This window comes from Ruegeria sp. ABM4_193, assembly GCF_056158705.1.
This window is the reverse complement of record NZ_JBSWTT010000002.1, coordinates 78,338-100,475: the sequence shown is the minus strand read 5'-3', so window position 1 is coordinate 100,475 and position 22,138 is coordinate 78,338. Positions and strand designations below refer to the sequence as shown.

At 55.4% G+C, this 22,138-nt stretch carries 25 protein-coding genes and 1 riboswitch; of the genes, 15 read left to right on the top strand and 10 right to left on the bottom strand.

The window, feature by feature from the left end:
* Window positions 1-370: 370 nt before the first annotated feature.
* The 3 genes from ACXADZ_RS18350 to ACXADZ_RS18340 all read left to right on the top strand — a co-directional run bounded on the left by ACXADZ_RS18350 (window position 371) and on the right by ACXADZ_RS18340 (window position 3,663).
* Window positions 371-865, top strand: coding sequence for a hypothetical protein (locus ACXADZ_RS18350; protein WP_209251506.1), 495 nt, complete (start codon window positions 371-373; stop codon window positions 863-865).
* A gap of 368 nt (window positions 866-1,233) precedes the next feature.
* A complete protein-coding gene (locus ACXADZ_RS18345; protein ID WP_170634640.1) occupies window positions 1,234-2,511 on the top strand; it encodes a helix-turn-helix domain-containing protein in 1,278 nt (425 codons plus the stop codon).
* Window positions 2,512-2,709: 198 nt separating this feature from the next.
* Entirely contained in the window at window positions 2,710-3,663 is a 954-nt protein-coding gene (locus tag ACXADZ_RS18340) for a helix-turn-helix transcriptional regulator (RefSeq protein WP_170634642.1), read from the top strand.
* Window positions 3,664-4,079: 416 nt separating this feature from the next.
* Here the strand turns inward: ACXADZ_RS18340 and ACXADZ_RS18335 are convergent, their stop codons facing one another.
* Both ACXADZ_RS18335 and mntR read right to left on the bottom strand, forming a co-directional pair.
* On the bottom strand, window positions 4,080-4,577 hold the full coding sequence (locus ACXADZ_RS18335; protein ID WP_170634645.1) for a L,D-transpeptidase family protein: 498 nt from the start codon (window positions 4,575-4,577) through the stop codon (window positions 4,080-4,082).
* Window positions 4,578-5,047: 470 nt separating this feature from the next.
* Window positions 5,048-5,500: a manganese-binding transcriptional regulator MntR gene (mntR, locus tag ACXADZ_RS18330; protein ID WP_170634647.1), complete on the bottom strand. Its 453-nt coding sequence runs from the start codon at window positions 5,498-5,500 to the stop codon at window positions 5,048-5,050.
* A gap of 116 nt (window positions 5,501-5,616) precedes the next feature.
* On the opposite strand from mntR, the gene ACXADZ_RS18325 reads away from it, so the two are divergent.
* From ACXADZ_RS18325 to phnE, 4 genes are read left to right on the top strand one after another with little or no spacing between them, the layout of a single operon-like run.
* Window positions 5,617-7,470, top strand: a complete 1,854-nt coding sequence (locus tag ACXADZ_RS18325) for a cytochrome c peroxidase (protein ID WP_170634649.1) — start codon at window positions 5,617-5,619, stop codon at window positions 7,468-7,470.
* A complete protein-coding gene (locus tag ACXADZ_RS18320) occupies window positions 7,470-8,330 on the top strand; it encodes a phosphate/phosphite/phosphonate ABC transporter substrate-binding protein (RefSeq protein WP_170634651.1) in 861 nt (286 codons plus the stop codon). The genes ACXADZ_RS18325 and ACXADZ_RS18320 overlap by 1 nt, the downstream gene beginning before the upstream one ends.
* Window positions 8,327-9,097, top strand: a complete 771-nt coding sequence (locus tag ACXADZ_RS18315; protein WP_209251504.1) for a phosphonate ABC transporter ATP-binding protein — start codon at window positions 8,327-8,329, stop codon at window positions 9,095-9,097. Before ACXADZ_RS18320 ends, ACXADZ_RS18315 begins: the two co-directional genes overlap by 4 nt.
* A complete protein-coding gene (phnE, locus tag ACXADZ_RS18310; protein WP_209251502.1) occupies window positions 9,097-9,840 on the top strand; it encodes a phosphonate ABC transporter, permease protein PhnE in 744 nt (247 codons plus the stop codon). Before ACXADZ_RS18315 ends, phnE begins: the two co-directional genes overlap by 1 nt.
* Window positions 9,841-10,037: 197 nt before the next feature.
* Here the strand turns inward: phnE and ACXADZ_RS18305 are convergent, their stop codons facing one another.
* Window positions 10,038-10,799, bottom strand: a complete 762-nt coding sequence (locus ACXADZ_RS18305) for a transglutaminase-like domain-containing protein (protein WP_170634657.1) — start codon at window positions 10,797-10,799, stop codon at window positions 10,038-10,040.
* Between the two features lie 97 nt (window positions 10,800-10,896).
* Window positions 10,897-11,325, bottom strand: coding sequence for a MerR family transcriptional regulator (locus ACXADZ_RS18300; protein ID WP_170634659.1), 429 nt, complete (start codon window positions 11,323-11,325; stop codon window positions 10,897-10,899).
* Between the two features lie 213 nt (window positions 11,326-11,538).
* Between ACXADZ_RS18300 and ACXADZ_RS18295 the strand changes: the two genes are divergently transcribed.
* The 7 genes from ACXADZ_RS18295 (at window position 11,539) to ACXADZ_RS18265 (ending at window position 15,938) form a co-directional block, all read left to right on the top strand.
* On the top strand, window positions 11,539-12,102 hold the full coding sequence (locus ACXADZ_RS18295) for an SCO family protein (RefSeq protein WP_209251500.1): 564 nt from the start codon (window positions 11,539-11,541) through the stop codon (window positions 12,100-12,102).
* 5 nt (window positions 12,103-12,107) lie between these two features.
* The gene (locus tag ACXADZ_RS18290) at window positions 12,108-12,530 is read left to right on the top strand and encodes a disulfide bond formation protein B (RefSeq protein WP_209251498.1); all 423 of its coding nucleotides are present in this window, start codon (window positions 12,108-12,110) and stop codon (window positions 12,528-12,530) included.
* Window positions 12,527-13,186: a DsbA family protein gene (locus ACXADZ_RS18285; RefSeq protein ID WP_209251496.1), complete on the top strand. Its 660-nt coding sequence runs from the start codon at window positions 12,527-12,529 to the stop codon at window positions 13,184-13,186. Before ACXADZ_RS18290 ends, ACXADZ_RS18285 begins: the two co-directional genes overlap by 4 nt.
* An 18-nt stretch (window positions 13,187-13,204) precedes the next feature.
* Window positions 13,205-13,684: a copper chaperone PCu(A)C gene (locus ACXADZ_RS18280; protein WP_209251495.1), complete on the top strand. Its 480-nt coding sequence runs from the start codon at window positions 13,205-13,207 to the stop codon at window positions 13,682-13,684.
* Entirely contained in the window at window positions 13,684-14,310 is a 627-nt protein-coding gene (locus ACXADZ_RS18275; RefSeq protein WP_209251494.1) for an SCO family protein, read from the top strand. Before ACXADZ_RS18280 ends, ACXADZ_RS18275 begins: the two co-directional genes overlap by 1 nt.
* A complete protein-coding gene (locus tag ACXADZ_RS18270) occupies window positions 14,307-15,674 on the top strand; it encodes a M23 family metallopeptidase (RefSeq protein WP_209251493.1) in 1,368 nt (455 codons plus the stop codon). The genes ACXADZ_RS18275 and ACXADZ_RS18270 overlap by 4 nt, the downstream gene beginning before the upstream one ends.
* A gap of 99 nt (window positions 15,675-15,773) precedes the next feature.
* A complete protein-coding gene (locus tag ACXADZ_RS18265; protein WP_170481525.1) occupies window positions 15,774-15,938 on the top strand; it encodes a hypothetical protein in 165 nt (54 codons plus the stop codon).
* A 52-nt stretch (window positions 15,939-15,990) separates the two neighbouring features.
* Here the strand turns inward: ACXADZ_RS18265 and ACXADZ_RS18260 are convergent, their stop codons facing one another.
* Entirely contained in the window at window positions 15,991-18,324 is a 2,334-nt protein-coding gene (locus ACXADZ_RS18260) for a heavy metal translocating P-type ATPase (protein WP_475198686.1), read from the bottom strand.
* 189 nt (window positions 18,325-18,513) lie between these two features.
* Here ACXADZ_RS18260 and ACXADZ_RS18255 point away from each other — a divergent pair, with 189 nt between their 5' ends.
* The gene (locus ACXADZ_RS18255; protein WP_209251491.1) at window positions 18,514-18,786 is read left to right on the top strand and encodes a hypothetical protein; all 273 of its coding nucleotides are present in this window, start codon (window positions 18,514-18,516) and stop codon (window positions 18,784-18,786) included.
* A gap of 41 nt (window positions 18,787-18,827) precedes the next feature.
* Here ACXADZ_RS18255 and ACXADZ_RS18250 read toward each other — a convergent pair whose 3' ends face one another.
* From ACXADZ_RS18250 to ACXADZ_RS18230, 5 genes are all read right to left on the bottom strand, one after another.
* Window positions 18,828-19,490 carry a L,D-transpeptidase gene (locus tag ACXADZ_RS18250; RefSeq protein ID WP_170634676.1) on the bottom strand — a complete coding sequence of 221 codons (663 nt, stop codon included), beginning with the start codon at window positions 19,488-19,490 and terminating at the stop codon, window positions 18,828-18,830.
* A 397-nt stretch (window positions 19,491-19,887) separates the two neighbouring features.
* On the bottom strand, window positions 19,888-20,391 hold the full coding sequence (locus ACXADZ_RS18245; RefSeq protein ID WP_170634678.1) for a hypothetical protein: 504 nt from the start codon (window positions 20,389-20,391) through the stop codon (window positions 19,888-19,890).
* Between the two features lie 64 nt (window positions 20,392-20,455).
* Entirely contained in the window at window positions 20,456-21,154 is a 699-nt protein-coding gene (locus ACXADZ_RS18240; protein WP_170634742.1) for a CbtA family protein, read from the bottom strand.
* Window positions 21,155-21,158: 4 nt separating this feature from the next.
* Window positions 21,159-21,329 (bottom strand): CbtB domain-containing protein, encoded by a 171-nt coding sequence (locus tag ACXADZ_RS18235; RefSeq protein ID WP_170481539.1) that lies wholly within the window; start codon window positions 21,327-21,329, stop codon window positions 21,159-21,161.
* 34 nt (window positions 21,330-21,363) lie between these two features.
* Window positions 21,364-21,579, bottom strand: a riboswitch (cobalamin riboswitch).
* Window positions 21,580-21,760: 181 nt separating this feature from the next.
* On the bottom strand, window positions 21,761-22,096 hold the full coding sequence (locus tag ACXADZ_RS18230) for a DUF1636 family protein (protein WP_170634680.1): 336 nt from the start codon (window positions 22,094-22,096) through the stop codon (window positions 21,761-21,763).
* Window positions 22,097-22,138 lie beyond the last annotated feature (42 nt).

Below are 22,138 nucleotides of genomic sequence, written 5' to 3'. Positions count from 1 at the left end.
GGGCCGTCTTCTACATCCAAAAGTTGTGGACTAAAACACAATCTACGTCAATATAAGAAAGTCAGCCGATTTACGATATTGGATTGTCAGAAATATATTGGCCGGATATTGCTTAAGCGATTCGCAAGCAGGAGAGACCATCTTGAAACACTCAAAATCCAGGAATAGAACTCGCGCGAAGGTCCTTGCAGTTGCACTCGCTGCACTGCCGGCCACGCAGGCCAGTGCCTATCCAATTGACTGTGCCATATTCCTTTGCCTCGCCGGAGGTTGGCCAAGTTCGGCTGATTGCGTCGCAGCCAAGGCGGAGTTCATTCGGCGCATCACGCCCTACCCGGTCGAACCTCCGCTTCAACTCTGGCGCTGTCCGATGAATACGTCACACAGCCCCTCGGACTTGGGTCCTATGGAACGGTTGGAAGCCATCAAGCGCACCAGTGCTAGCCCAGTTCCAGAACTTCCATCGGATGACACCGCTAAGCCATTACTGGTAGACGCATCGATCTCGATAGAAGAGATCCAGTCACATCACGGCCAATACGGTGACGGTTTCCAAGCCACCCCGATCAGCGTCGATCTTTCCTCTTCCGATTTCGACGTTGTGAGGTCCATCAGGGTTTGGGATGTGCGCCACTACAGCTATCGCCGTCGGTCGCGAGAGGACGACTGCGAGCGTTCGCTTGATCTGGTCGTTGGCAGCTATGACGACAACGTAAGCTTTCAATGGTCCGATCACGCCCCCGCGCCAATCCCAGCCTGGCTGCCCCTTGGCAATCGTTGTGAACCTCCCAGCTTCTTCCGCGGCGTTGGTGTTGAGTGGACCGACATTTTCGGGTTCAGCGATTACGAGCTCATCCGATACTGACATTGTTTGTCTAGTGGGTGAATGCGTTGCCCCTGCTGATGCCAATAAGCTTGCCAGCCGGATTGGCACCGAGGTCGTCTGGGCCAGAGGAACACCCTAGTCCCAAAAACAAAAAACCCCCGCAAGGCGGGGCCTCAGCGGGGATCTTCCTAAGTCACGTTTGATCACCTGATTTATAGGAAACTCCCAATTTACTGACAAGGATAAACGCATCTGTGCGAACGGTTTTTCTGTGTCTTTTCGCTGAGGTTCAACCCGCTTTGCTTCCCCGATGAGAAGTAGAACATGAGACCGTTGAACCATTCCGAATTCCATGCCCCGCAAAGACGCGATGCCAATACTGACCTTTTCCAAGGGAAGCCAAAACAATGAGCTTTCGGCAGATCGCATCCACACATCACCACGAAAACATACCTTTTCACAACGGCCTTCCCGAGGGTTGGAACCGAGACAGGTTTCGACAGCTCTGTGTGTGCTATGCGCAAATCAGGGGCGCTTCGGCCCAGTGTATTCGCACCTTTGAGATCATCATCGACATGATCTCGCCATGCGTGTTTCGAGACCCGTCTCAGGAACCCTTTTGCTACGCGCGCCAGGAAACACTGATTGCCGGGCGTGGCGTGACAGATCGGACAATCCACAATCACGAACGAGAACTGGAATTGATTGGCCTGCTCCAACGCAGGCTTGGTGCAAATGGGGCGCGCTGTAAGCGCAAGGGGCTCGGCCTCTTTCTGACCCCTGCTCTGAACCTCATTTCAGAGATGCGCGACGCAGACGAGCAAAGCAAAGCCGAGAAGAAAGAACATGACGAGCTGCGCGGGGATCGATCACGGCTGTATCGATATGTGAAACACAGCCTGGCCGTGCTTGCCTCACTCCCCTGCCCTCCTGAAGGTTTCGACGCGAAGATGGACGCGTTTCGGTCCTGGCCGCGCGCAGACAAGCTGAAATACATGTCGCTGGAGGCGCTCAAGCTACACGTTCAAGCGGCTCATGACCTTTGGAAATGGATCGAAGATCATGTCGCAAAACCCGGTGAAATTTCGGGTGAACCCGAAGCCCGTTTCGGGTCCCATATACAAGACCAAATTGAAGAAACAATTCTGTCCTGTAACGCCGATGGCGAGAGTTCAATGTCCTCGGCAAAAGCCTCGGAACCAGATTGTTCCGGCTTCGGGCCTGACGGCCCTCCGAATTGCTTAGAAAGCAATCATCCGACAGATACGGCATCACGCAAGGCCCAAAAACTACCGCGGGTGAACAATCGCATCCTTTATGAACTGGCCTCACCCGAGTTGCGCATGCATATCGATATCGCCGGTGGTGGAGATCAGAATTCCAAGCCAAGCCTCTTTGCGATTGAGACCGGTGTTTGGTCCCGACTTTCGGAGATTGGCACCAATGTCTCCGCCTGGCACGCGGCGATTGATCGGTTGACCATCATGGGAGCGATCCTGGCTGGAGTAATCACGGATGCGAGGCTGAGTGATCCGCGGTTGCCGCCCGTGGTTAATTCGGGTGGATACCTTCGCGGCATGGTGCAAGCTGAAGAACGGGGTAAATTGAACCTGATTTCCAGTTTCATGGGGCTTTTGGCGCGTAGAGCCCGAGAGGAGGAAGACGGGCTTCCGCAAGACCACTAGAGCGGGTTTTAGCTGTGTCGGATTATGCCCGCCAGCTGCTCAAATTGACGTGTCTCATCGGCAGGATATCGCTCTGTTTCCGCCTCCAGAACAGAACCGTATTCAAATCTGTGATTGGCTACGGGAATTCCCGAGTAGTTTGTTCAGCTTTAGGTTGCTAATCGGCCCCAACGGCAACGCGGAACAGAAAGACAGCTTATGAAAATCGCGGATATTGGCAATTCTGAACTGGATTTCAGGCAAACAGGCGAAGCGCGCCTCCAGGAGATTTGCTCCAGGTTTGGACTGGAAAATGCGTCCTACGCCCATATCGACAAGTATCACAACGTTGTCCACGGCTGCACCACGTTCCCGGCCGAATGGGTCAGGCATTACGTCGACAACGATCTGGTTCTGGCCGATCCCCTCATTCGCTTTGGCGCTGCAATGATTGCACCAATTGATTGGGCTGTGTTTGATGACCAGCGTGAACATGCACCGCTATTCGAGGCTGCAAGGGAATTTGGTGTGGGTCAGAACGGCCTTTCCATTCCGGCTATCAATCCGTTTGGTGAGCGTGGTGTTTTTACGGTTACGTCCAATCTGCCGCGGTCTGAGTGGGACGCCTTGGTCGCTACAATGCTCCCTGCCCTTCGCCATGAGGCACAGGTCCTGCATCTGCTTGCGCTAGATGTCATTGAAACCGTATTCAACTTTCCCTCGGATTCCCTGTCTGGCGATGAACTGGATGTGTTGAAGATGCTCGCGTCGGGTTTGATACCGTCTGTCATTGCCAGGCAGACGGGGCATTCTTCGCGAATGGTAGAGGCACTGACTGCTTCGATCACCACCAAGCTCAAAAGCCGGACGATTGAACAGGCAGTGGCGCGGGCAGTCAGTACTGGATTTCTTAAGTGGAGCGATTTCTTTGCCGACCCTGTGGCCGAACTGGTCAATATGGAAAGTCAGCGACTATGCGGTGGGATCGTCCGTTGGGGTGGCAGGTCTCACGAGTTTATCGCTTTTGAAGACGGCAGACTGGTTCGGAACGCTGATAGCTTTCAGCCGGTCCAGATCACGGATCTCGTGAGAGAGTTTAACTTGAGTGCAAACGAGGTGGTCGAGGAACTTGCGCGTAACATTGATCAAAGATTGCGGATTAGGTATCTCTGAATTCGGCTAAAACGCACTGCTTTGTCTTTGAAAAGACCGCAGGCGCAAGTTTCACGTAATTTCGCTTACGCCGCTGTGCCACCGTAGTAGAGCCCACTCTAACTCTGGTTTCTAAATCTCCTATTCTGCTGAAAACGCGTCACGTTCAAAGCTTGGCTACAGAGCCCTTAGACGCGAGGGCAGCAGATGCTGTCACCTTCGTTCGAACAGCCAAAAATTGGAGATTGAGGCCTTATCTCTGCAATGCCCTGGTATACTGGAGGATCTTGCCCAGCGTGGTTTCACAGGAGGTGCTGACCCGTTCGCCGAAACAGCGAGTCTGGCGTTGGCCGTGAAAGCTCCAGTAATAGCTTCTGACGCCGTCAACGTAGCGCTAAGGCAAATCCGCAATCGTTGTCTATTTGGAACCTGTCCCTCTATGAATAGATTTCAATTGGCGTTCCGTCTTTGACCATAGCGTAGATCTCTTCAATCTCCTGATCTGTGACAGCGACGCACCCTGCGGTCCAGTCACGCTTGTTCGTGGGATCAATTCCAGGGCGAGGGCCGCCATGGATAAAAATATCACCGCCCGGAGAACGACCCCGAGCTCGGGCAAACGCAGAATCCGCCTCGTTCGGATAAGAGATTCCGATTGAAAGATGGAAAAGGCTTTCGGGATTGCGACGGTCAATTACATAGGAGCCTTCAGGTGTTCGCCCGTCTCCTTCGAATTGCTTGTGACCTTCGGGGGCAAATCCGAGTCCAATCGGAAAAGTCCGCAAGACACGCTCACTACCATCGAGGATAAGTAGGCGCTGCCCTTTGTATAGCCGAAGCCGAGTCACAACCGGCCCATTGTAAGTACGGAACTTGTTTGCACAGCCAGACAAAAAGGCGGCTATGAAGCCAGAGAGAAACAAACGTCTTTTCATAGGAACTGCCCGGCTCATTTTGATTTTTTCAAAAGAATATCACTAAAGGCCAGTTGAACAAAGGTGTATTGGATCTCACTAGGACAGGAACCGAAAACCAAGTGATCAGTTGTGGCCACCTCGTCAGCAGTGCAATGAGTGACACTTTGATTTCGACATTTGTTATTCTTACGCAACCTTTCAGTTTTCGCCTATTCAGTATCGAGATCGCTGCTGTAGTCAGGTTTTTTGCCGCTGGAAATCTTGACGCCGATTATTAAGCGAGCCAGATCGTCTACCGAATTGGATTCTTGTTCTAAGGGTTCGTTCACTACGCTGCACCTGTATCGATTTTCAGGTACCACGTAGTTTCGCGCCGGGCCACCCACCCTCAGATAGCGTCACTGTCTAGCTGCAACTTAGGACAATCTCTGTCTATCTGAAATTAGATCTACCAAATTTCGCAAACATATTTGAGGCTCTATTTGTTTCTACTTTGCTTCATCGGCCCGCCCAACGAACCGTTCAAACACTGCAAGAGTTTCGTCACTTACATGATGCTCAATACCTTCAGCGTCATGCTCTGCCACTTCCGGTGAAACGCCCAAGGCGATCAGGAACTCCACGACAATCCGGTGACGCCTTCTACAAGCTTCCGCCAATTGACGCCCGGCATCGGTCAACTGAAGTGAGCGGTAAGGTATTTGCTCAATGAAACCCTCTCGTTTCAAACGAGTCAAATTTTTGGAAACCGTAGGTTGGGTCACGCCCAATCGCTCGGCTATTTCGACCGGGCGCGCTGCACCATTCTGATGGATCAGCTCCGCGATAAGTTCAACGTAGTCTTCAACCATTTCGCTTTGGTGAGCCTGTCGCACAGCCTCAAACCCGCTCGCCTGGGTATCAATACTACGATCTGAATTTACCGGTTTTGTTTCGGTCATCGGCTCATGATTACGTCGCTGGTCTAGTCTCCAGTGTATGCACCTGAAAGCCGAGCTTGACAATGAGCATGCCTTCATCCTTAAATTAGACAAGGCTAACTTAAATAGACAGTGCTATGAAACATCTGATAGCGTCCACACTTCTTTGCGCACTGCCAGTGATCGCGGATGCCACGGCGATTGAAGAATCTCCTTGGGCCCCGCGCGCTGCCGCGTATCGACTGACCTTGTTCATGGGAAATCTAACCCCGGTTCCCTGGGATGAAATTGAGAGGAGTTGGACTTCGCCCGCACCTGGCAGTGACATTCAGGTCGCTCCCCTATCACGCGTCTCCGACAACGAAGCGCTTGCGATCAACCAAGCTATGCAAGCCGAAGATCGGCAGGCGCTGTTCGAAGCAAGCACAACTGCCATTGCGGAGGGAATCCTGCGCCATCTGGATGTCGCAAAGACCGCGCTGGGTCAGCCTGAGGCGGCCCGCGAGGTCGCGCAAGCGGCTGCTCTGTTCCGCGCATTCGAAGATGGTATCAAGGCTGCGGACACGTCGGCGGCTCGCGACCTGGGCCGGGCATGGCTGGTTCTGAACTCCACCCTTGGCAGCGCAGGAGTACTGGGCAACGGCGCCCAAACGGTGGATGCCGACCAATTTGCAGAAGCTCAGGCCATTGTCGCTGCCTATATTCGTGCCAACTATCTGCCATCCGAGTATGCCCAACGCGACAAGTTAACACCGCTGCCTGAAACAGTTGTGCTTTCCGGCGAACAAATCACAATGCCCGCCACGCTGCCGCCAGGGTCAAACATCGGAGATCAGGCGCAGCTGCCGCGGCTGGTTCTTCAGTTTGAGGAGGCGGGTGAGGATGAAGCTAATCTACCGCTGGTGGCCTACGGTGACATGCTGTTCGACAGCCCCGAAATCTTCGGCGGCCCGGCGCGTGAGTTGGGCATCGCCTGCTCGACCTGCCACAACCGCTCCGACGTGAACCGGGATTTCTTCATTCCGGGCCTTTCATCCCATCCGGGTGGGATGGATGTGGACGGATCGTTTTTCAATCCAATGTTCAATGACCGGACCGATGATCACTTGGACACGCCTTCTATGCGTGGCATCCGCTTTACCGCACCTTATGGCCGCGACGGGCGCGAACCCAGCCTGCGCCGGTTCATCCGAAATGTGATTGTGACCGAATTCGCGGGAAAGGAACCAACGCCGTTCCAACTGGACGCGCTGGAAGCCTATGTCAAACAGTTCGACTTTCTTCCCAACCCAAAGATCGACCGGTCCGGCAAGCTGACCGATCTGGCGTCAGATGCCGCCAAGCGCGGGGAGTTGCTGTTCAACACCAAATTTGCCGGACTTGGTGACAAATCCTGCGCTTCGTGTCACACGCCTGACCGTCAGTTCCGCGATGGTCTGACCTACGACATCGGCAGCGCTGAACCACCATTCCCCGGCGGCACGGCTTCTGCGTTCGAAACCCCGACGCTGCGCAACGTCAATTTCACTGCACCTTACATGCATGACGGATCGCTGCCGACGCTGGCCAGCGTTGTTGACTGGTTCAATGATACCAAAAATTTGGGTTTGGACGAAGCACAGCGCGCAGATCTGACGGCCTACGTCGAAGCTGTTGGAGACGGTGAAGACCCCTATCAAGTATTCGAAGGTCGCAACAGCGTATTCCGCTTGTCCTGGGAAGAGCTGACGACATTCGCCAGTACGCTCGATACCCTGCTGCCGATGCAGGATGCCGAAAACATAGCGGTTCTGATCGACACGGTAGCTCCTGATCTGGCCGCGGATGCCAGTGTCATGGTCAATCAGAACGCCAAGCCCGAAATCTACGAATTCGCCGCGATCCTGCGAGCGGTTGGCGATGCCAGCGCCGAAGGAAACTGGACCGAAGCCATCCGCCAGTGGGAACTGTTCAAGTCCATGCAGGCCGAAATTGACGAGAGGATGTTCTGATGTTGTCGCGCCGCAATTTTCTGGTCGCTGCAGCCGCATCTGCAGCCATGCCCGTAATGGCTGCAACTGACCAGGGGCTGAAGCTGGCCTTCATCCCGCAGGAGAACCCCGAAAAGCTGTTGGGTGACATCAACGTCATCACCGGCTGGCTTTCAGAGCAGATGGGCGTCCCGGTCACGGGGTTTGTCACGTTCGACCACGCTGCTGCCGTTGAGGCGCTGCGCAACGGTGATGCCGATATCTCGTTCATGGGAGCGTTGCCCTTTGTGTTGGCCGAAGACCAGATCGGCGCCGTACCGCTATTGTCCGAGGTTTATCGCGGGCAACCCAGCTATTCGGGCCGGGTCTTCGTGCGGCGTGACAGCGGAATCGAAGCGCTGGCCGATCTCCGGGGACGTGACATCGCCTTTTCCGATCCGGTCTCGGAATCCGGTTACATCTATCCGCTTGATCTGTTTGTGCGCGCCGGGCTGTTCGCGGGCACGGGCGATGCCGACAGCTTTTTCGGGCAGAAATTCTTTGCTGGCGGATATCAGCAAGCGATGCAGGCCATGGCCAACGGACTGGTCGATGCGGCAGGCGCAAGCCAGTATGCCGATCTCTATCTGACCCCGGATCAGCAGGCCGAGGTCAAGGTGCTGGCGGAATCAGAACAAATTCCCAGCCACGCAATCATTGCCCGCCCTGATCTGGACGCCGGGCTGCAGGCAAAGTTCATTGAAACCATGCTGCGCCTCAACGAGAGTGAGAACCGTCATCTGTTGGCCTACCTCTATGGCCCGGATGGCTATCTTCCTGCTGATCCATCGGTTTACGAGGGCGTGCGCGAGACTGCGCGGCGGTATGGGTTTCTGAAATGAATCCTGTAGTTTCACTCAACGCGATATCGCAACACTTTGCCAGTGCAGCGGCGCTTACAGAAGTTTCACTATCAGTGCAGCCCGGTGAAAGCGTCGCGCTACTCGGTCCTTCGGGTGCGGGCAAATCAACGATGCTGGCTTTGTTGGACGGTCGTTTGCGTGGTTGGCACGGCGAAGCCCAGGTGCTTGGCAAGCCACTTTTGGCAACTGGGGTTCCATCCCGCGAGGACCGTGCCAATACCGGCTTTATCTTTCAGGAATTCGCACTGGTTGATCGGCAGAGTGTTTATCAGAATGTAATGAACGGTCGGATGGGCCGGATGAATATCTGGTCTTCGCTTTGGGGGCGGTTCCGGGAAGAGGACCACATGTGCGTGACACGGGCGCTTCAGGATACGGGGCTGTCAGACCTGGCAAGCCGCCGTGCCGATCAGTTGTCGGGTGGGCAACGGCAGCGCGTTGCGATTGCCAGATGTCTGGCACAAGAACCCGAGTTGATCCTTGCGGATGAGCCCGTCAGCAATTTGGACCCTGCTCACGCCGAACGAATTCTGAGCCTGATCACAAGCTCTGCACGTAGCCGTGGTATCGGCGTCATTTTCAGCTCGCATCAGCCGGATCTGTCGCGCCGCTTTGCCGAGCGCATCATAGGCCTGCGAGATGGCGTGGTATTGTTCGACAAACCGTCGGCTCAATTTACCAGCGGGGACATCGACGAGCTGTATCACGGCGCCAGTGTCACATCGGGGCTGCGTGTAGTCAGTTGATGGGCCGATCTGTCATTTGGGTCATGCTGGCTCTGGCGATCCTGTGGTCGCTGACCAGCGGGGATATGGGATTGGGCAAGCTGCCAGGCGCAGGGCCCCGTCTGGCAGAGTTTATGGGGCGCATGATCCCACCTGACCTGTCCGTTTGGCGCGAGGTTCTGACAGGGCTGGCGGAGACACTGAGGATCGCCATTCTGGGAACATTGTTCGCTGTAATCCTGTCCTCGGGACTGGCCCTTCTGGCCTCTGAAACTATGGTGTCACCAACAATTTGGCGCCCCGTCCGCGCCTTGCTGGCGGTTATCCGGTCGATCCCGCTGATCCTGGTCGCCATGCTAATGGTGGGCGCTGTTGGGTTGGGACCACTTCCCGGTATTCTGGCAATCACATTTCACGCGACTGGCATGTTGGCAAAGTTCTATGCGGAAGCCATCGACAACGTTGCTACCGCTCCTGTGGCGGCGCTTGAAAGCGCGGGAGCCAACAGAATTCAACAGTTGCGTTGGGCGATCTGGCCGCAGATGGCGCCTGTGATCATGCGCGATACCGTATTTCGGTTTGAACTAAATCTGCGCGAAAGCCTGATACTGGGCATTGTCGGTGCCGGTGGCATCGGGCTGTATGTGCAAACCTATGTACGGTCGTTTCAGTATGAAAAGGCTGCGACCGTGACGTTGGCAATCATTGTTCTGGTTTTATTGTCAGAGGCGCTGAATACGGCCTTGCAAAAACGGTTCAACTAAGCCGGAATCTCCCAATTCTCCAAGGAAAAGGCTCGTGTCTTTCCTTTCTTCCATCGCGGTTGAAGGTTGGATGCTTCGCTTGAAACCGGGCCGGTGTAGTCTGCTACACACCCCCTCACGCTGGTTTGTTAAGGCCTCAAGCTTGCTAGATTGAAAGTCGCCTGCGTTGAGGAAAATTCTTGGTGCCAATCTAGCGTTCAAACGGATTCACCGCTGTTTCCATGGGAATGTGTTGCCGAAACATTTGCTACCAGCCTGCCAGTGCGTAGTGCTCTGACACGTGCGTTCATCCAATGCCTCACGACGACTCGGTACATCAGTTCACGGAAAAAGCCAAAGTTCTGCCTGTGACGGACATAGAAGGAGTCAGGGGAGTCAAAGACCCCAAAATCCTGCACGATGCCGTTTCTTTGAATGTATGTGTCACGGCCTTCCCATTCGACCTGGGGATCGCTCAGGCAATCCGTCCCCACACCATACCCACACAGGCTTTCTGTTTTGGGAAATGTCTGCTGCAACACGCGTAAGAAAAGCTCATCCAGAATAAAGCCTTCCAGCTTTAGCCACGTACCCTCTGCTTCGACTTCGACCCATGAATGCACAATCTCCATCGGCGCCATCGGATAGAAAAGCTCGGGAACCACACCCCTCTGCAATTCTTTGTGGATCGTAAAGCCATGCAAACGGCATCGGATACCGCTGCCGCGAAACAGTGCCATCAGAAGAGTGCCCTTGGTATTGCATTGCCCATAGCCATTGGCGAGTACCTCTGACGCCGGGATATCGTCTGCACGGTTGTAACCAAAGGCAATCTCGTTACGCACGAAATCATAAATAGCGCCAATTCGATCCAATACAGGCAGATCGGGCCAGCTCCGTTCCGTTATGAGCCCCAAAATTGCGGGTGTTTCAAAATCAAGCAGAGGTGTGGCGGTTAGCAACGGGTCTCGGTTCAGCATTTGGTCTCTCGTCGAATCAACTCAGAAAGACTTTTAACTGCTATAGTGACTATAGCTTCAAGAGGCTAATTCCAGTTCGCAATAACGCTGCCCGGGGTTACGCGCCGATTTCTTCGTGATCAGTAAGACATTCGGAATGATCGCGCAGAACTTCGAGAACACGACAGTCCGAGGTGTTGCCGCCACTGCATTCATGCACCATGCGCTCCAGCTCGGTCCGCAACGCTTCCAGCCGCGCCATTCTTTGCTCAATCTGTTTGAGTTGCCGGCGCGCGATACTGTCGGCTTCATGACATGGGCGATCCGGATCGTCGGACAAATCAAGCAGTTCGCGTATCGCCTCAAGCGAAAACCCCAATTGGCGGGAATGACGGATGAATGCAAGGCGATCCAGTTCGGCATGGCCGTAACGCCTCTGGCCACCTTCGGTGCGCCCCGGTTCCGGCATAAGTCCGATCTGCTCGTAGTAGCGGATCGTCTGAACCTTGGTTCCGGTCTTTTTTCCGAGCGTTCCGATCGTCAGCATCTGGGTCTCCTTGCAAAGTTACAGCTTATGTAGGTTCGCGTCGACACCGCACAATAGTACCTTCCAGCCGGTGGACCTGTGACACCCAGCCGCAGGCTCAAAAACCCCTTTGAACCTCTAGCAGGTAGAGGGTGTACATGCCGTTCTGAACCAAGAATCACAGGCGGACGGCTAACTTTGAAACTGACCGTGTTTCAGAAAATCTTATGGGTAATGGCTGGTGTCGCAACGGCGGCATTTGCCTATCTGATGCTGTGGTCAGAATATAGACCTGCGCGGATTGAGGAGGGGTCTGTCCCGTTCGAAGCCAGGTTCGAACTGACAGATCACTCTGGTGTTGTCCGTACTCAGAACGACTTTGCGGGCAAATGGATGTTGGTGTTTTTTGGGTTCACCAACTGCCCGGACGTATGCCCTACAACACTGTCTGAGGTAGCAGCAGTGCAGGAAGGGCTGGGCGACCAATCAAACCAAGTGCAACCTATCTTCATTTCAATTGACCCCGAACGCGACACTCCGGCCGTCCTGGCCGAGTATGTGCCACTTTTCGATGCGGGGATCATTGGGCTTACAGGCACGCCAGAACAGATTGCGCAAACGTCCAAGACCTTTCCGATATTCTACGAACGGATCGAACAAACCCCTGCGCCGGATGGATATACGATGGGGCATACCTCTCATCTGTTTCTGTTCAACAAGGACGCTGGATTCGTCCAGTCCTGGTCCTATGGCACGCCTGCCGAAGAAATTCTTGCGGATCTGAAACAGAGACTCTGAGCACCATGTCCCGGTTTTCTAAAGATACACTTCTCGGCCTGGCCTGGGCGATTGCCTTGGTTGCTTCTCTTTCTGTTCTGTTCATTGGAGAGATCCTGGGGCAGACGCCCTGTGTGCTGTGCTGGTTCCAGCGCGCGTTCATGTTCCCATTGGCGATCGTACTGGGGCTTGGCCTGTGGTGGCAGGACCAGAACGTGGGCCGATACGGGATAGCACTGGCATTGGGGGGCGCCGTTGTCGCCTTGTGGCACATGGGCCTGTATGCTGGTCTGATCCCGGAAAAAATCCAACCATGCTCGGCAAGTGGTCCGTCCTGCACCGACGCAAATCAATCTGTTTTGGGCATCCCGATTCCGCTGATGGCGCTCGTTTCATTCGCGCTGATCGGCGTTCTGTGCGCCCTTTCACTCAAGGAGAAACAAGTATGAACAGACGTGGCATGATCTTGTCCGTTCTCGCGCTCGGTGGGGCCGGATTCGGGGCCGCCGCCTGGTACGTGAACCGAACGACTGCTTCAGGCAACACCGAGCCTGTCGCACCCGAAATCGCCGAAACACTTATCCGTTCCTACTCGCCTGTTCTCGGCCCTAAAGACGCACCGGTTACAATTGTCGAATTTTTCGATCCGGCTTGTGAAGCCTGCCGTGCCTTTCATCCGGTCGTGAAGGACATAATGGCTCAGCATGGAGACGCCGTGCGTGTTGTGATCCGGTACACCCCTTTCCATGGCGAAGGCTCAGAGGAGGCGATCCGCGTGCTTGAAGCGGCACGCATGCAGGGGGTCTTTGAACCGGTCCTGGAAGCCGTGCTGCGAGAGCAGCCCAAATGGGCCGCGCATGGTGCGCCTGAGCCTGGTCTTATTATTCGAATTGCAGCAGCGGCGGGACTGGATGCCGAGGCAGCGCAGGCACAAATGCTTGCGCCCCAGACAGTTGGTGTTCTCAATCAGGATCGCGCTGATGTCGAAGCGGCCGGTATAAGGCAAACTCCGACATTCTTCGTCAATGGCAAATCTCTGGATCCGTTTGGTGAGGCTGAATTGAGGCGCCTGGTCGCTGCAGAAGTTGCAGCACTGCAAAGCTGAGCAGTAGCGAGAGGTACTATGAGACTCACTGCAAAAAATACTCTTCTGGCAGGTGTACTGAGTGCATTCGGTCTGACGGCCATTCTCTCGGCACCGGTTCTGGCAGGGGGCAACGATGTTGTCGTTGAAGATGCCTGGTCGCGCGCTTCTATTGGCTCCAACCGACCTGGGGTCGCTTACATGACGATCCGCAACACCGGCAATGAGGCCGTCACGCTGACGTCTATCCGCACCGATCTTGCGAGGATGCCCGAGATCCATCAGACATCGACCAATGCAGAGGGCGTCAGTTCCATGGCACCCGCTGGCGAGCTGGAAATTGCGCCGGGTGGTTTCGTAGCGCTTGAGCCGGGCGGGCTCCACGCAATGCTCATGCGGCTGCAACGCCCTATGATCGAAGGCGAGCGCTTTACGCTGACTCTTATCTTTGCTGATGGCGCAGAAAAGACCGTCAACGTGCCGATATTTGGCATCGCGGCGCGAGGCCCCGAGAGCTGATGCAGCGGCGACGCGTTCTCACATTCGGGTCTGCTGGACTTGGAGCAATCGGCCTGACGCTCTTTGCCGGATGGTGGCAAGTGGATGGGCCGGGAGCGGCTCAATCCGATCGCCTTCGCCCCCTTGCGTTGTCGGACATGAACTTTCGCATGGTTGATCACGAAGGGATCACCGTCACCCCGCAATCGCTGGTCGGACGTGCAACAATGGTGTTCTTCGGCTTTACCTACTGCCCGGATGTTTGCCCGACGACTCTTTCGGATATTTCCCTCTGGCTGGATGATCTGGGCAATGACGCGGACGAGTTGAACGTCGTGTTTATAACCGTAGACTCTGAAAGGGACACGGTCGATGCCATGGCCGATTATGTCAGCTACTTTCATCCGGCTATTCGCGGTTGGGTCGGCGTTTCGGACCAAATCGCGCAAGCCGCAGACGACTTTCGCGCCAATTATGAAAAAGTTCCACTGGAAGATGGCGACTACACAATGAACCACACCGCAAGTGTTTTTCTGTTTAACCCCACAGGCGAATTTGTCAGCACCATCGACTATCATGAGCAGAGAGAGTTCGCTGTACCCAAGATCCGCCGCGCTTTGAAAAGTGGAGCGGATACAACATCATGAACGCACGGTTTCTAGCAACCTCGGCGATCGCGATCAGCAGCGTCTCGATTGCTTCGATCATGTTCATTGCCTCGAACAGGTCTGAAATGACGGCGCCTGCGCCCACGGTCTTTCAGCTGCCCAAACTTCCTGCGGAACCGCAGATCACATCGGCTCCGTTGCTGAATGTACCATCGGCAGAACTCGCTCCAAGCCCCGTTTCGTTTCGACCTGCTCAGCCGGAACCCATTCAGGCAGAGGAACCTTTGCCACCTGTTGAACCACCTTCACGAACATGGACGCGCGAGCTTGCAGTGGGTGACACACTCGACAGTATGCTGTCTGACGCGGGGATCGACGCAACCGATCGCGCCGAAATCGCACTTGCACTTGGCGCTGAATACGACTTGCGGCGCTTGCGGCCGGGTCACTCGATAACAGTCGTTGCAACGGCAGCGGATCAACTGTGGAGTGTGGAGCTCGCCGTGGAAGATGGCGTGAGAATTGAAGTGACACTTAGCGAGACGTTGTCCACGCGCGTGGTCTCACCGGAACCCGACACTGTCATTCTGGCCCGCAAAACAGAGATCGAAACTTCGATTTCAAATGCGCTGAGTAGCGCAAAGATCCCGGTTCGTTTTGCGGTGGATCTCGCTCAGATGCTGAGCGGGACAGTGGATTTTCGGAGGGACCTGACAGGTGGTGAAGCTCTCCGTCTTCTCTGGCGCGAAAAGAGCATCGATGGCGAGAGGGTGGGCCAGTCCGAGCTCATTTTTGCGGCGCTGGAAGTTGATGATCGGCTTTACGAAATAGCATGGCCAGACGACGACAACGGTCGCGCCACGATCTATGTTGATGGTGAACTTCTTCGTGTCTTTGCCCAACCCGTCGAAGGCGCGCGCCTGAGTTCAGTCTTTGGTCGGCGAAAACACCCGGTCTACGGCAATGTGCGGATGCATACAGGTGTCGATTTTGCTGCTGCACGCGGCACGCCGGTACATGCGACAGCTCCGGGCCGGGTATCCTATGTTGGTTGGCGCGGGGGGTATGGGCGTGTGGTGGAAATCGCTCATGGATCGGATACGGTCACGCGATATACGCATCTTAGCGCAACCGCCGATGGTCTGGCCAAAGGTCAGCGCGTGGAGGCTGGCGAGATGGTTGGCCGTGTCGGGTCGAGCGGCACCGCGACCGGCCCCAATCTTCATTATGAAGTATTGGTTGACGGGCGCCCAACGGACCCGCTTTCTGACGACCGACTTGCTGCCGCTGCGAACAACGAGGTTGAAAGCGAAGCAGCGCGAAAACGCTTAAGAAATGCTCGGGCACAGCTTGAGGAACAGCTGGGCAATACCGTCGCCAAAAAAAGCGAATCTAGTTCGTGAGAGTTTCTTAAAACGGCTTCAGGTGCGCGGCTATCAGTTAGCGGGTATGCGCACCTGAAGCGAACTGCACTGCAGAAGAACCAAATCAGAGGATGTAAGATGATGGCAATCGCGGGGGCCTTGGTTGGCGCCGTTTGGGGTGGGGTCCTGGCAAAGCGCCGGAATGGCAACAGCCTTGATATTCTTCAATACGCTACAGGATATGCCATCGCTTTTGGCCTGGTGGCGTTCTTTCTTTCGATCGCAGTTGTGCGCCTGATGTAACGCGCCAGTAAGCGAGGCGAAAGCCGGACACCTTGAAGTCCGGCTTCCACTCTTATGTGGTCGCAGCGCCTGTTCCGTGCGAGCCAAGGGTATTTGCCGCAGTCTGGGCGGTGTGATCTTCCGGAGCTTTCAGAAGCCGTAAGGCATTGGCCACGACCAGCAAGGACACTCCGACATCCGCGGCGATTGCACCCCACATGGATGCCAGCCCAAAACCCGTCAGAGTCACAAACAATGCTTTGGTCGCAAGTGAGAAGCCGATGTTCTGACGGATGATCGACATGGTTCGACGTGAATGGTCGATCAGCCAGGGTACTTTACCGATGTCGTCGGTCATTAGAGCAATATCTGCGGTCTCAATAGCAGCGTCGGACCCAACTGCACCCATCGCGACCGCATAATGTGCCCGAGCCATCGCAGGTGCATCGTTGACGCCATCGCCGATCATCGCAACCATCTCGTGTTGCTCTGCCAGTTCTTCGATCGCAGCGACCTTGTCTTCCGGCAGAAGCTGGGCCCGGACTTCGTCGATGCCGACTTCGGCTGCTACCGCTCTCGCGGTTTGTTCGTTGTCACCTGTCAGCATGATGATTGACTTCACGCCCTGCGCGTGAAGCCGGGCAACGATGTTCTTGGCTTCGGGGCGAATGCGGTCCCGCAGCTCAAGCAAACCGGTGACTCCGTTCTCATCCCCGACAACCACAAGTGTGCTTCCCGCGCTCTCGATCTGGTTGCTCAATTCGGCAGGAATGGACGCGCCAAAGCCCTTCTCTACAGCGAAGCGGTCAGAGCCAAGCCAGATATTTCCGCGCTCGGTGCGGCCCTCAAGACCCCGACCGGGAACGGTTCGGATATCTTCAGCCGCAGATATCGAAATGTCGGTCTGTTCTGCCCTGGTGAGAATGGCGCGGGCCAACGGGTGTGAAGATCGAACCTCAAGGCTGGCAGCGCTTGCCAACAGTTCCCGCTCGGATGCGCCGCCCAGCGGATAGACATTGGCCACTTCAGGCTCGCCCATGGTGATCGTGCCGGTCTTGTCCATGGCCAGTGCGGTAGTGCGCCCGGGGGCTTCGATATATGCACCGCCCTTAATCAGAACCCCGGCCCGGGCCGAAGCGGTCAAAGCCGCAACGATTGAAACCGGCGTGGAAATGACGAGTGCACAGGGGCAGGCGATAACCAGAAGAACAAGTGCATTGTAAAACCAAAAGCCCCACGATGCGCCAAATGCAAGCGGTGGGATCAGGGCGATGGCCACTGCAACGACCATAACGATGGGCGTATAGATCCGCGCAAATTTTGTTACCCACTGCTCAACCGGCGCACGGCGCGCATGAGCATCACCGACCATCCGGATGATCTTGGCAAGCACGGTATCGGACGCTGTTTTCGTCGCACGTATTTTGAGGGTGCCTTCACCATTGATTGTGCCGGCGTAGACCTCATCACCCAGCTCTTTGGGGATCAGTGCGCTTTCACCTGTGATTGGAGCCTGGTCAACGGCACCGGCCCCTTCGATGACTTCCCCGTCAAGTGGAATGCGATCCCCACCCCGAACGATGAAGCTGTCGCCGACAAAGACATCCGCCGCCGGGACCGTTGCCTCTGAGCCGTCAGCACGAACCAGCCGAACCGCCGGGGGGGCCAGATCAAGCAGCGCGGATACTGCGTTGCGAGCCCGTCCGACACTCCAGCTTTCCAGATAAAGAGAGAGCGAAAAGAAAAATGCTACAGTTGCCGCTTCAAAAAACTCACCCAGACCGATGGCACCAGCGACGGCAACAACCATCAAAAGGTTCATATCCGGCGAAAGGCGCTGCGCCGAAGACCAGGCCTTGGGGGCCACCAGCCAGACGCCAAACAAGATCGCGACCGCGAACAAAGTGGCCTCGGGCAAAGGCATCGGAACCTCACCATGTCCCGAAAACAGTCCAAGCGCTCCGCCCATGCCTGTTTCGAAGATGTGCCAGCCAAAGCCTGCCGCCCAAAAACCTCCGCTGAGTGTGGTGAACCGTCGCTGACGCGCAATATGCGCCGCCTGATCCAGGGCGGCATTTCCGTCATCCCAAGGTTTGGCGTTCATACCGGTGCAGGCAACCAGCAGCATGACGTCTTCGTCAGAAAGCTTGGCAGCACTTTCAAGAAGCGTCATTCGACTGTTGATGACATCAAAAGCGAGATGCTCTTCACCACCAACTTTCGGGCCGATAACCCGGTTCAGGATCACAACCTCTTCGGCGCAATCGAGGCCAGAGACCTGAAAGCTTCTACCGCCGTCAGGAATTGGACCGGCGGGGGCGATGGCGCCACACCCGCCACTACTGCATGCGTGGTGACCATGTTTGTTTTCGTGGCCATGGTCGTGGCTATGGGTATCGGATGACATGATCGGACCTCAAGAATCTCTATGGTCCTTTGTAAGTAGTTCCTACAGTAACTAGAGCTTCAATACCTTTCTGAATTTTTTAGCATCCGGGTTCCTTGCGCGTGATACCGACACTCCATTCCTTCTTGCGGGCTGGTCGCGTGGATGCAATCTAGTCGCAGAGGACGCAAAAAATTCTGGAACAGGTCAATGCAGAAACGGATCGCAATTACCATCACGTTAGTCTCGATTACTGCCGGTTGCTCAGCCCAGTTCACTGGGGCCAAAAGCAAAGCACTTGAACCAGGCAACGTGCCAGATTCAGTCGTTGCGCTGGCAGGGCCGGGGCAGGATCTGGCCACGGCACGCCTTTTGCCAGAAGACAATTGCTTCTGGTATGAGCACAGCGGACCTGTCGAGACGACATTGGTACCATTGCGCGCGACGAATGGCGCTCCGATCTGCGCCGCGCGAGACGCCTGATAAAAAAGAGGGCGACGACGTCCACCTACGCTGCCCAAAATTTATGAGCGGGCTGTGACGCTATCTTCGGCCGAGTATAAATATGCGGTCGAGCCGATTCTTACATGTGGGTAGAGATCATTGATATGGGCCATGATCATTCTAACACATCCAGAACTTGCGCGACCACCGATGCTTCTAGGCTGAGGCGTGCCGTGAATTCTGAGATATGTATCTCGATTTCCAACGTATAGATAAAGGGCTCGAGAGCCGAGAGCATTACTTGGCCCGGGTTCCATACCATCCCGAAATTCCGCGTATTCGGGGTTGCGCTCGATCATTGAAGCCGTTGGCGTCCAATGTGGCCACTCGACCTTGCGCCGGATAGCATAGGTTCCGGGCTCGTAAAGGTTCCCTCGCGCGATCGCAACGCCATAGCGCATTGCGGTCCCGCCTTCCTCGATATGGTAAAGATAGCGCGCGACCGCATCGACATGGATGTCACCAGGAACCAAACCATCATTTGCTACGACACGTCGTGGTAAAAAACGGTCATGAACGCCCCATGGATTTGAGGTCGCTGGATCGTAATCAAATGGCGTGACCTGGCTGTCCCAATAGGTCTTTTGCGACGAGGTTGGCCATGTTTTGGCGATCAATGGACTGGCCGCAGACGCGGAAAACAGCGCAGTGGTTGATTGAATGAAATAGCGCCTTGTCAGCATAGATCTCAGCCTGGTTCACAAGTTCAATGTATTTGCATCGCATTTTCACGATCAAATTCGAGTCTTAAAGCCTCTAGCAGCTAGAGCTTCAAGAGGTTTCAGGTAACGCTTAGTTTATCCAGTCGATCAGGTGCGCGGTGGCGTGAACTCTGATTTGATCGAGTTTGCTTTGGACTGGGTCAAAAAAGCAATGGAAAGAACCGAAATGCCCATTGTAGTTGCTTCATGTTTTCGGTTTCCGACGATGCAAGCCAAAGGAACAAGACGGGAATTCGGCGCGGCTTTGCAACAGCTTATCTGTCCTTGGATACAGAGCGGCAAAAACCCGCGCGCACGCTGTACTTGCCGCTTAGACCCGCTGAATCCGCGTAGTTGTCTTCTCAGCCAGGAATGTCAATCAGGAGTCATCGCCGTCAGGCTGCACGGTCACTTTGGCCTCCACGGGCACACCCTCAACCATCAGAGGGCTGTGGCTGTTGCCATTGAGAGAAACTTTTACTTCAACATCGCCATCGGGGAGCGACGGAAGGTGTAACCAATTGGCATAAAGGCGGCCCAGCTTTTCGCCGTTGATATAAACATGCGCGTGACCTTCGCCTGGAACGTCAGCCGTGGAGGCATTTTCCGGAGCAAAGCGAAAGTTCTGCGGTGTCACACGCAGATTCCAGCCCGCCATAGGATCCTTAATCATCTGGATCGCCACACTGGGGGCGTCGCTGTCGGCAGGCAGATTAGTGGCAGCGGAGTGGTCGTGCGCTGCCATCTCCATGTTGCCGCCGTGTTGGGCCGGGTCAGTATGGTCATGGCTCTCAAAGGTGCTACCGCTGCTGGCGGCAATCACAAAGCCAGCACCGCCGCCAAAGACAAGTCCGATGGCAAAGAGAGCAAGAGAACGGGACATCTTGTCATCCTCAATAAAAAAAACCCGCCGGTGTAACCAGCGGGGTAGCAATGGAGGAGCGCGATCAGACTGCAGCGCCTGCGCGCTTGCCTTCTGTCTGCCAGAAGTGGCCGGTGAAACTGCCTAAGAGTGCCCAGGCGGCCATGCCGATGCCGAAGGCCCGGGCAGCAAAAAGCGCCCCGATCTCGGTCGGAACCGGCCCAGAGAAACTCTCAGGCTCAGGGGCCCCGATAATATGCGGTACCATTAGCAGCACGGCCGCAATCAGGTAGCTTACCAGGTTACCTCCAAAGGCAATCAGCCACATGGCTACGCCGGCTGCGGCAACGGTGACCGTCCACCAGATCTGACGCACTCCCACATCTGCTGCCGCTACGCCGGGAACTTCTGGAGCCAGTGACAAGCCAGGAGCAAAGTGGAAGGCGACAAAGCCCGCAAGACCCCAAAGCAGGCCGGTGCGGCCGTTGATCTCATGCCCCTGACGTTCGGCTACTGACATCAGCGCCGCCAGGACTAGCGCATAGCCGGTGTAGGTAAGCATGGTGAAGATAATGCTGAGACCATCGCGCATCGGCTCGGCGAACATGCCGGGCAGGTCGGGATGCGCAGTTACGGGATCAGCGCCAAAATGCACCAGGTCGCCGCCCTCATAGAGCTCGGCGTGAAGTAGCACTGGCTGCACGAAATACAACTGCAGAAGGGCGGCAATCAGCCCCGCTGCTGCACCAGCGAACAAGCCGCTGGTCAGAATACGACTGAACATTGTTTTAGTGGCAGGGGAAGCCAGTTGCGTGGCGCACATCATGAGCCGCGTCATGCAGGCCAGAAGCCTGAACATGGCCAGTCACGGTAATGATCCCTAGACCCAGAACCACGGCGAATACTGCAGGCAGAAAGGATGCGCCAGCGGCGGATGCCTTGATCGTTTTTGTCGTCATTTTAATCCTCCTCGCCGTCACACCCGACGGCATATGTTGTGTCCATCCTACGGCCGGTCTCCTGACTCGCAGGTCACAGCAGACTTCCCCCTTCCCAGCGCCATTACGCCAGTGGTATTGGAAGGCCGCTCGCCGCTCACAGTCGCGGGGGCGGTCAAGGCTTCAGTGCGGTAGTTTGGTGCACCGTCCTCATTCCCGTTTCAGTCCCAGTGCGTAGGCACCTTTGGACACCGTAGAAGCCTTTATTGTTCCATAGTGCTTTGTTCCGTCAAGTACGAAAGCGACATCATAGTATTCTGCAGCGGTCAATCTTAGGTAATGGCAGGCTTGGTTTAGATTTTAGCCGTTCAGTGCAGAAGGCTAAGTCGAAAAACACAAACTGTAAGCTGAAAACTCGACACCGGAGCTTTGGTCGGCAAGTTGCATGTTGGCTATCTTTTTTGTGCCGGTATACGTGCAATCGCCTTGAAACGTAGCTTACCTAGCTTCCTGGCGTCAGCGAAGTCGCCGTCAGTACTGTCCTCATACATCCGCATGAAGATCATTATGTCCGGAAGATCGACAACCGTAACCTCACCGAAAAGATAGGCGGTCTTGCCGCTTTGTCGCACCGCCAACGTCTGTGGTCGGTGACAACCGGACATGCAATCCACTTGCTGCAACTCGGCTTGCACCCCCGATGCCTCCAGCGTTGCGGCTAATTGATCATAAAGGGTGGAATCCGCGTCGCGGCAGGTTCTGCAAAGCGTGAGGTTAGGTAGGCACATGCGTCAGGCTGATCCTTGATCGAGAACTTCCATCTGAGATTT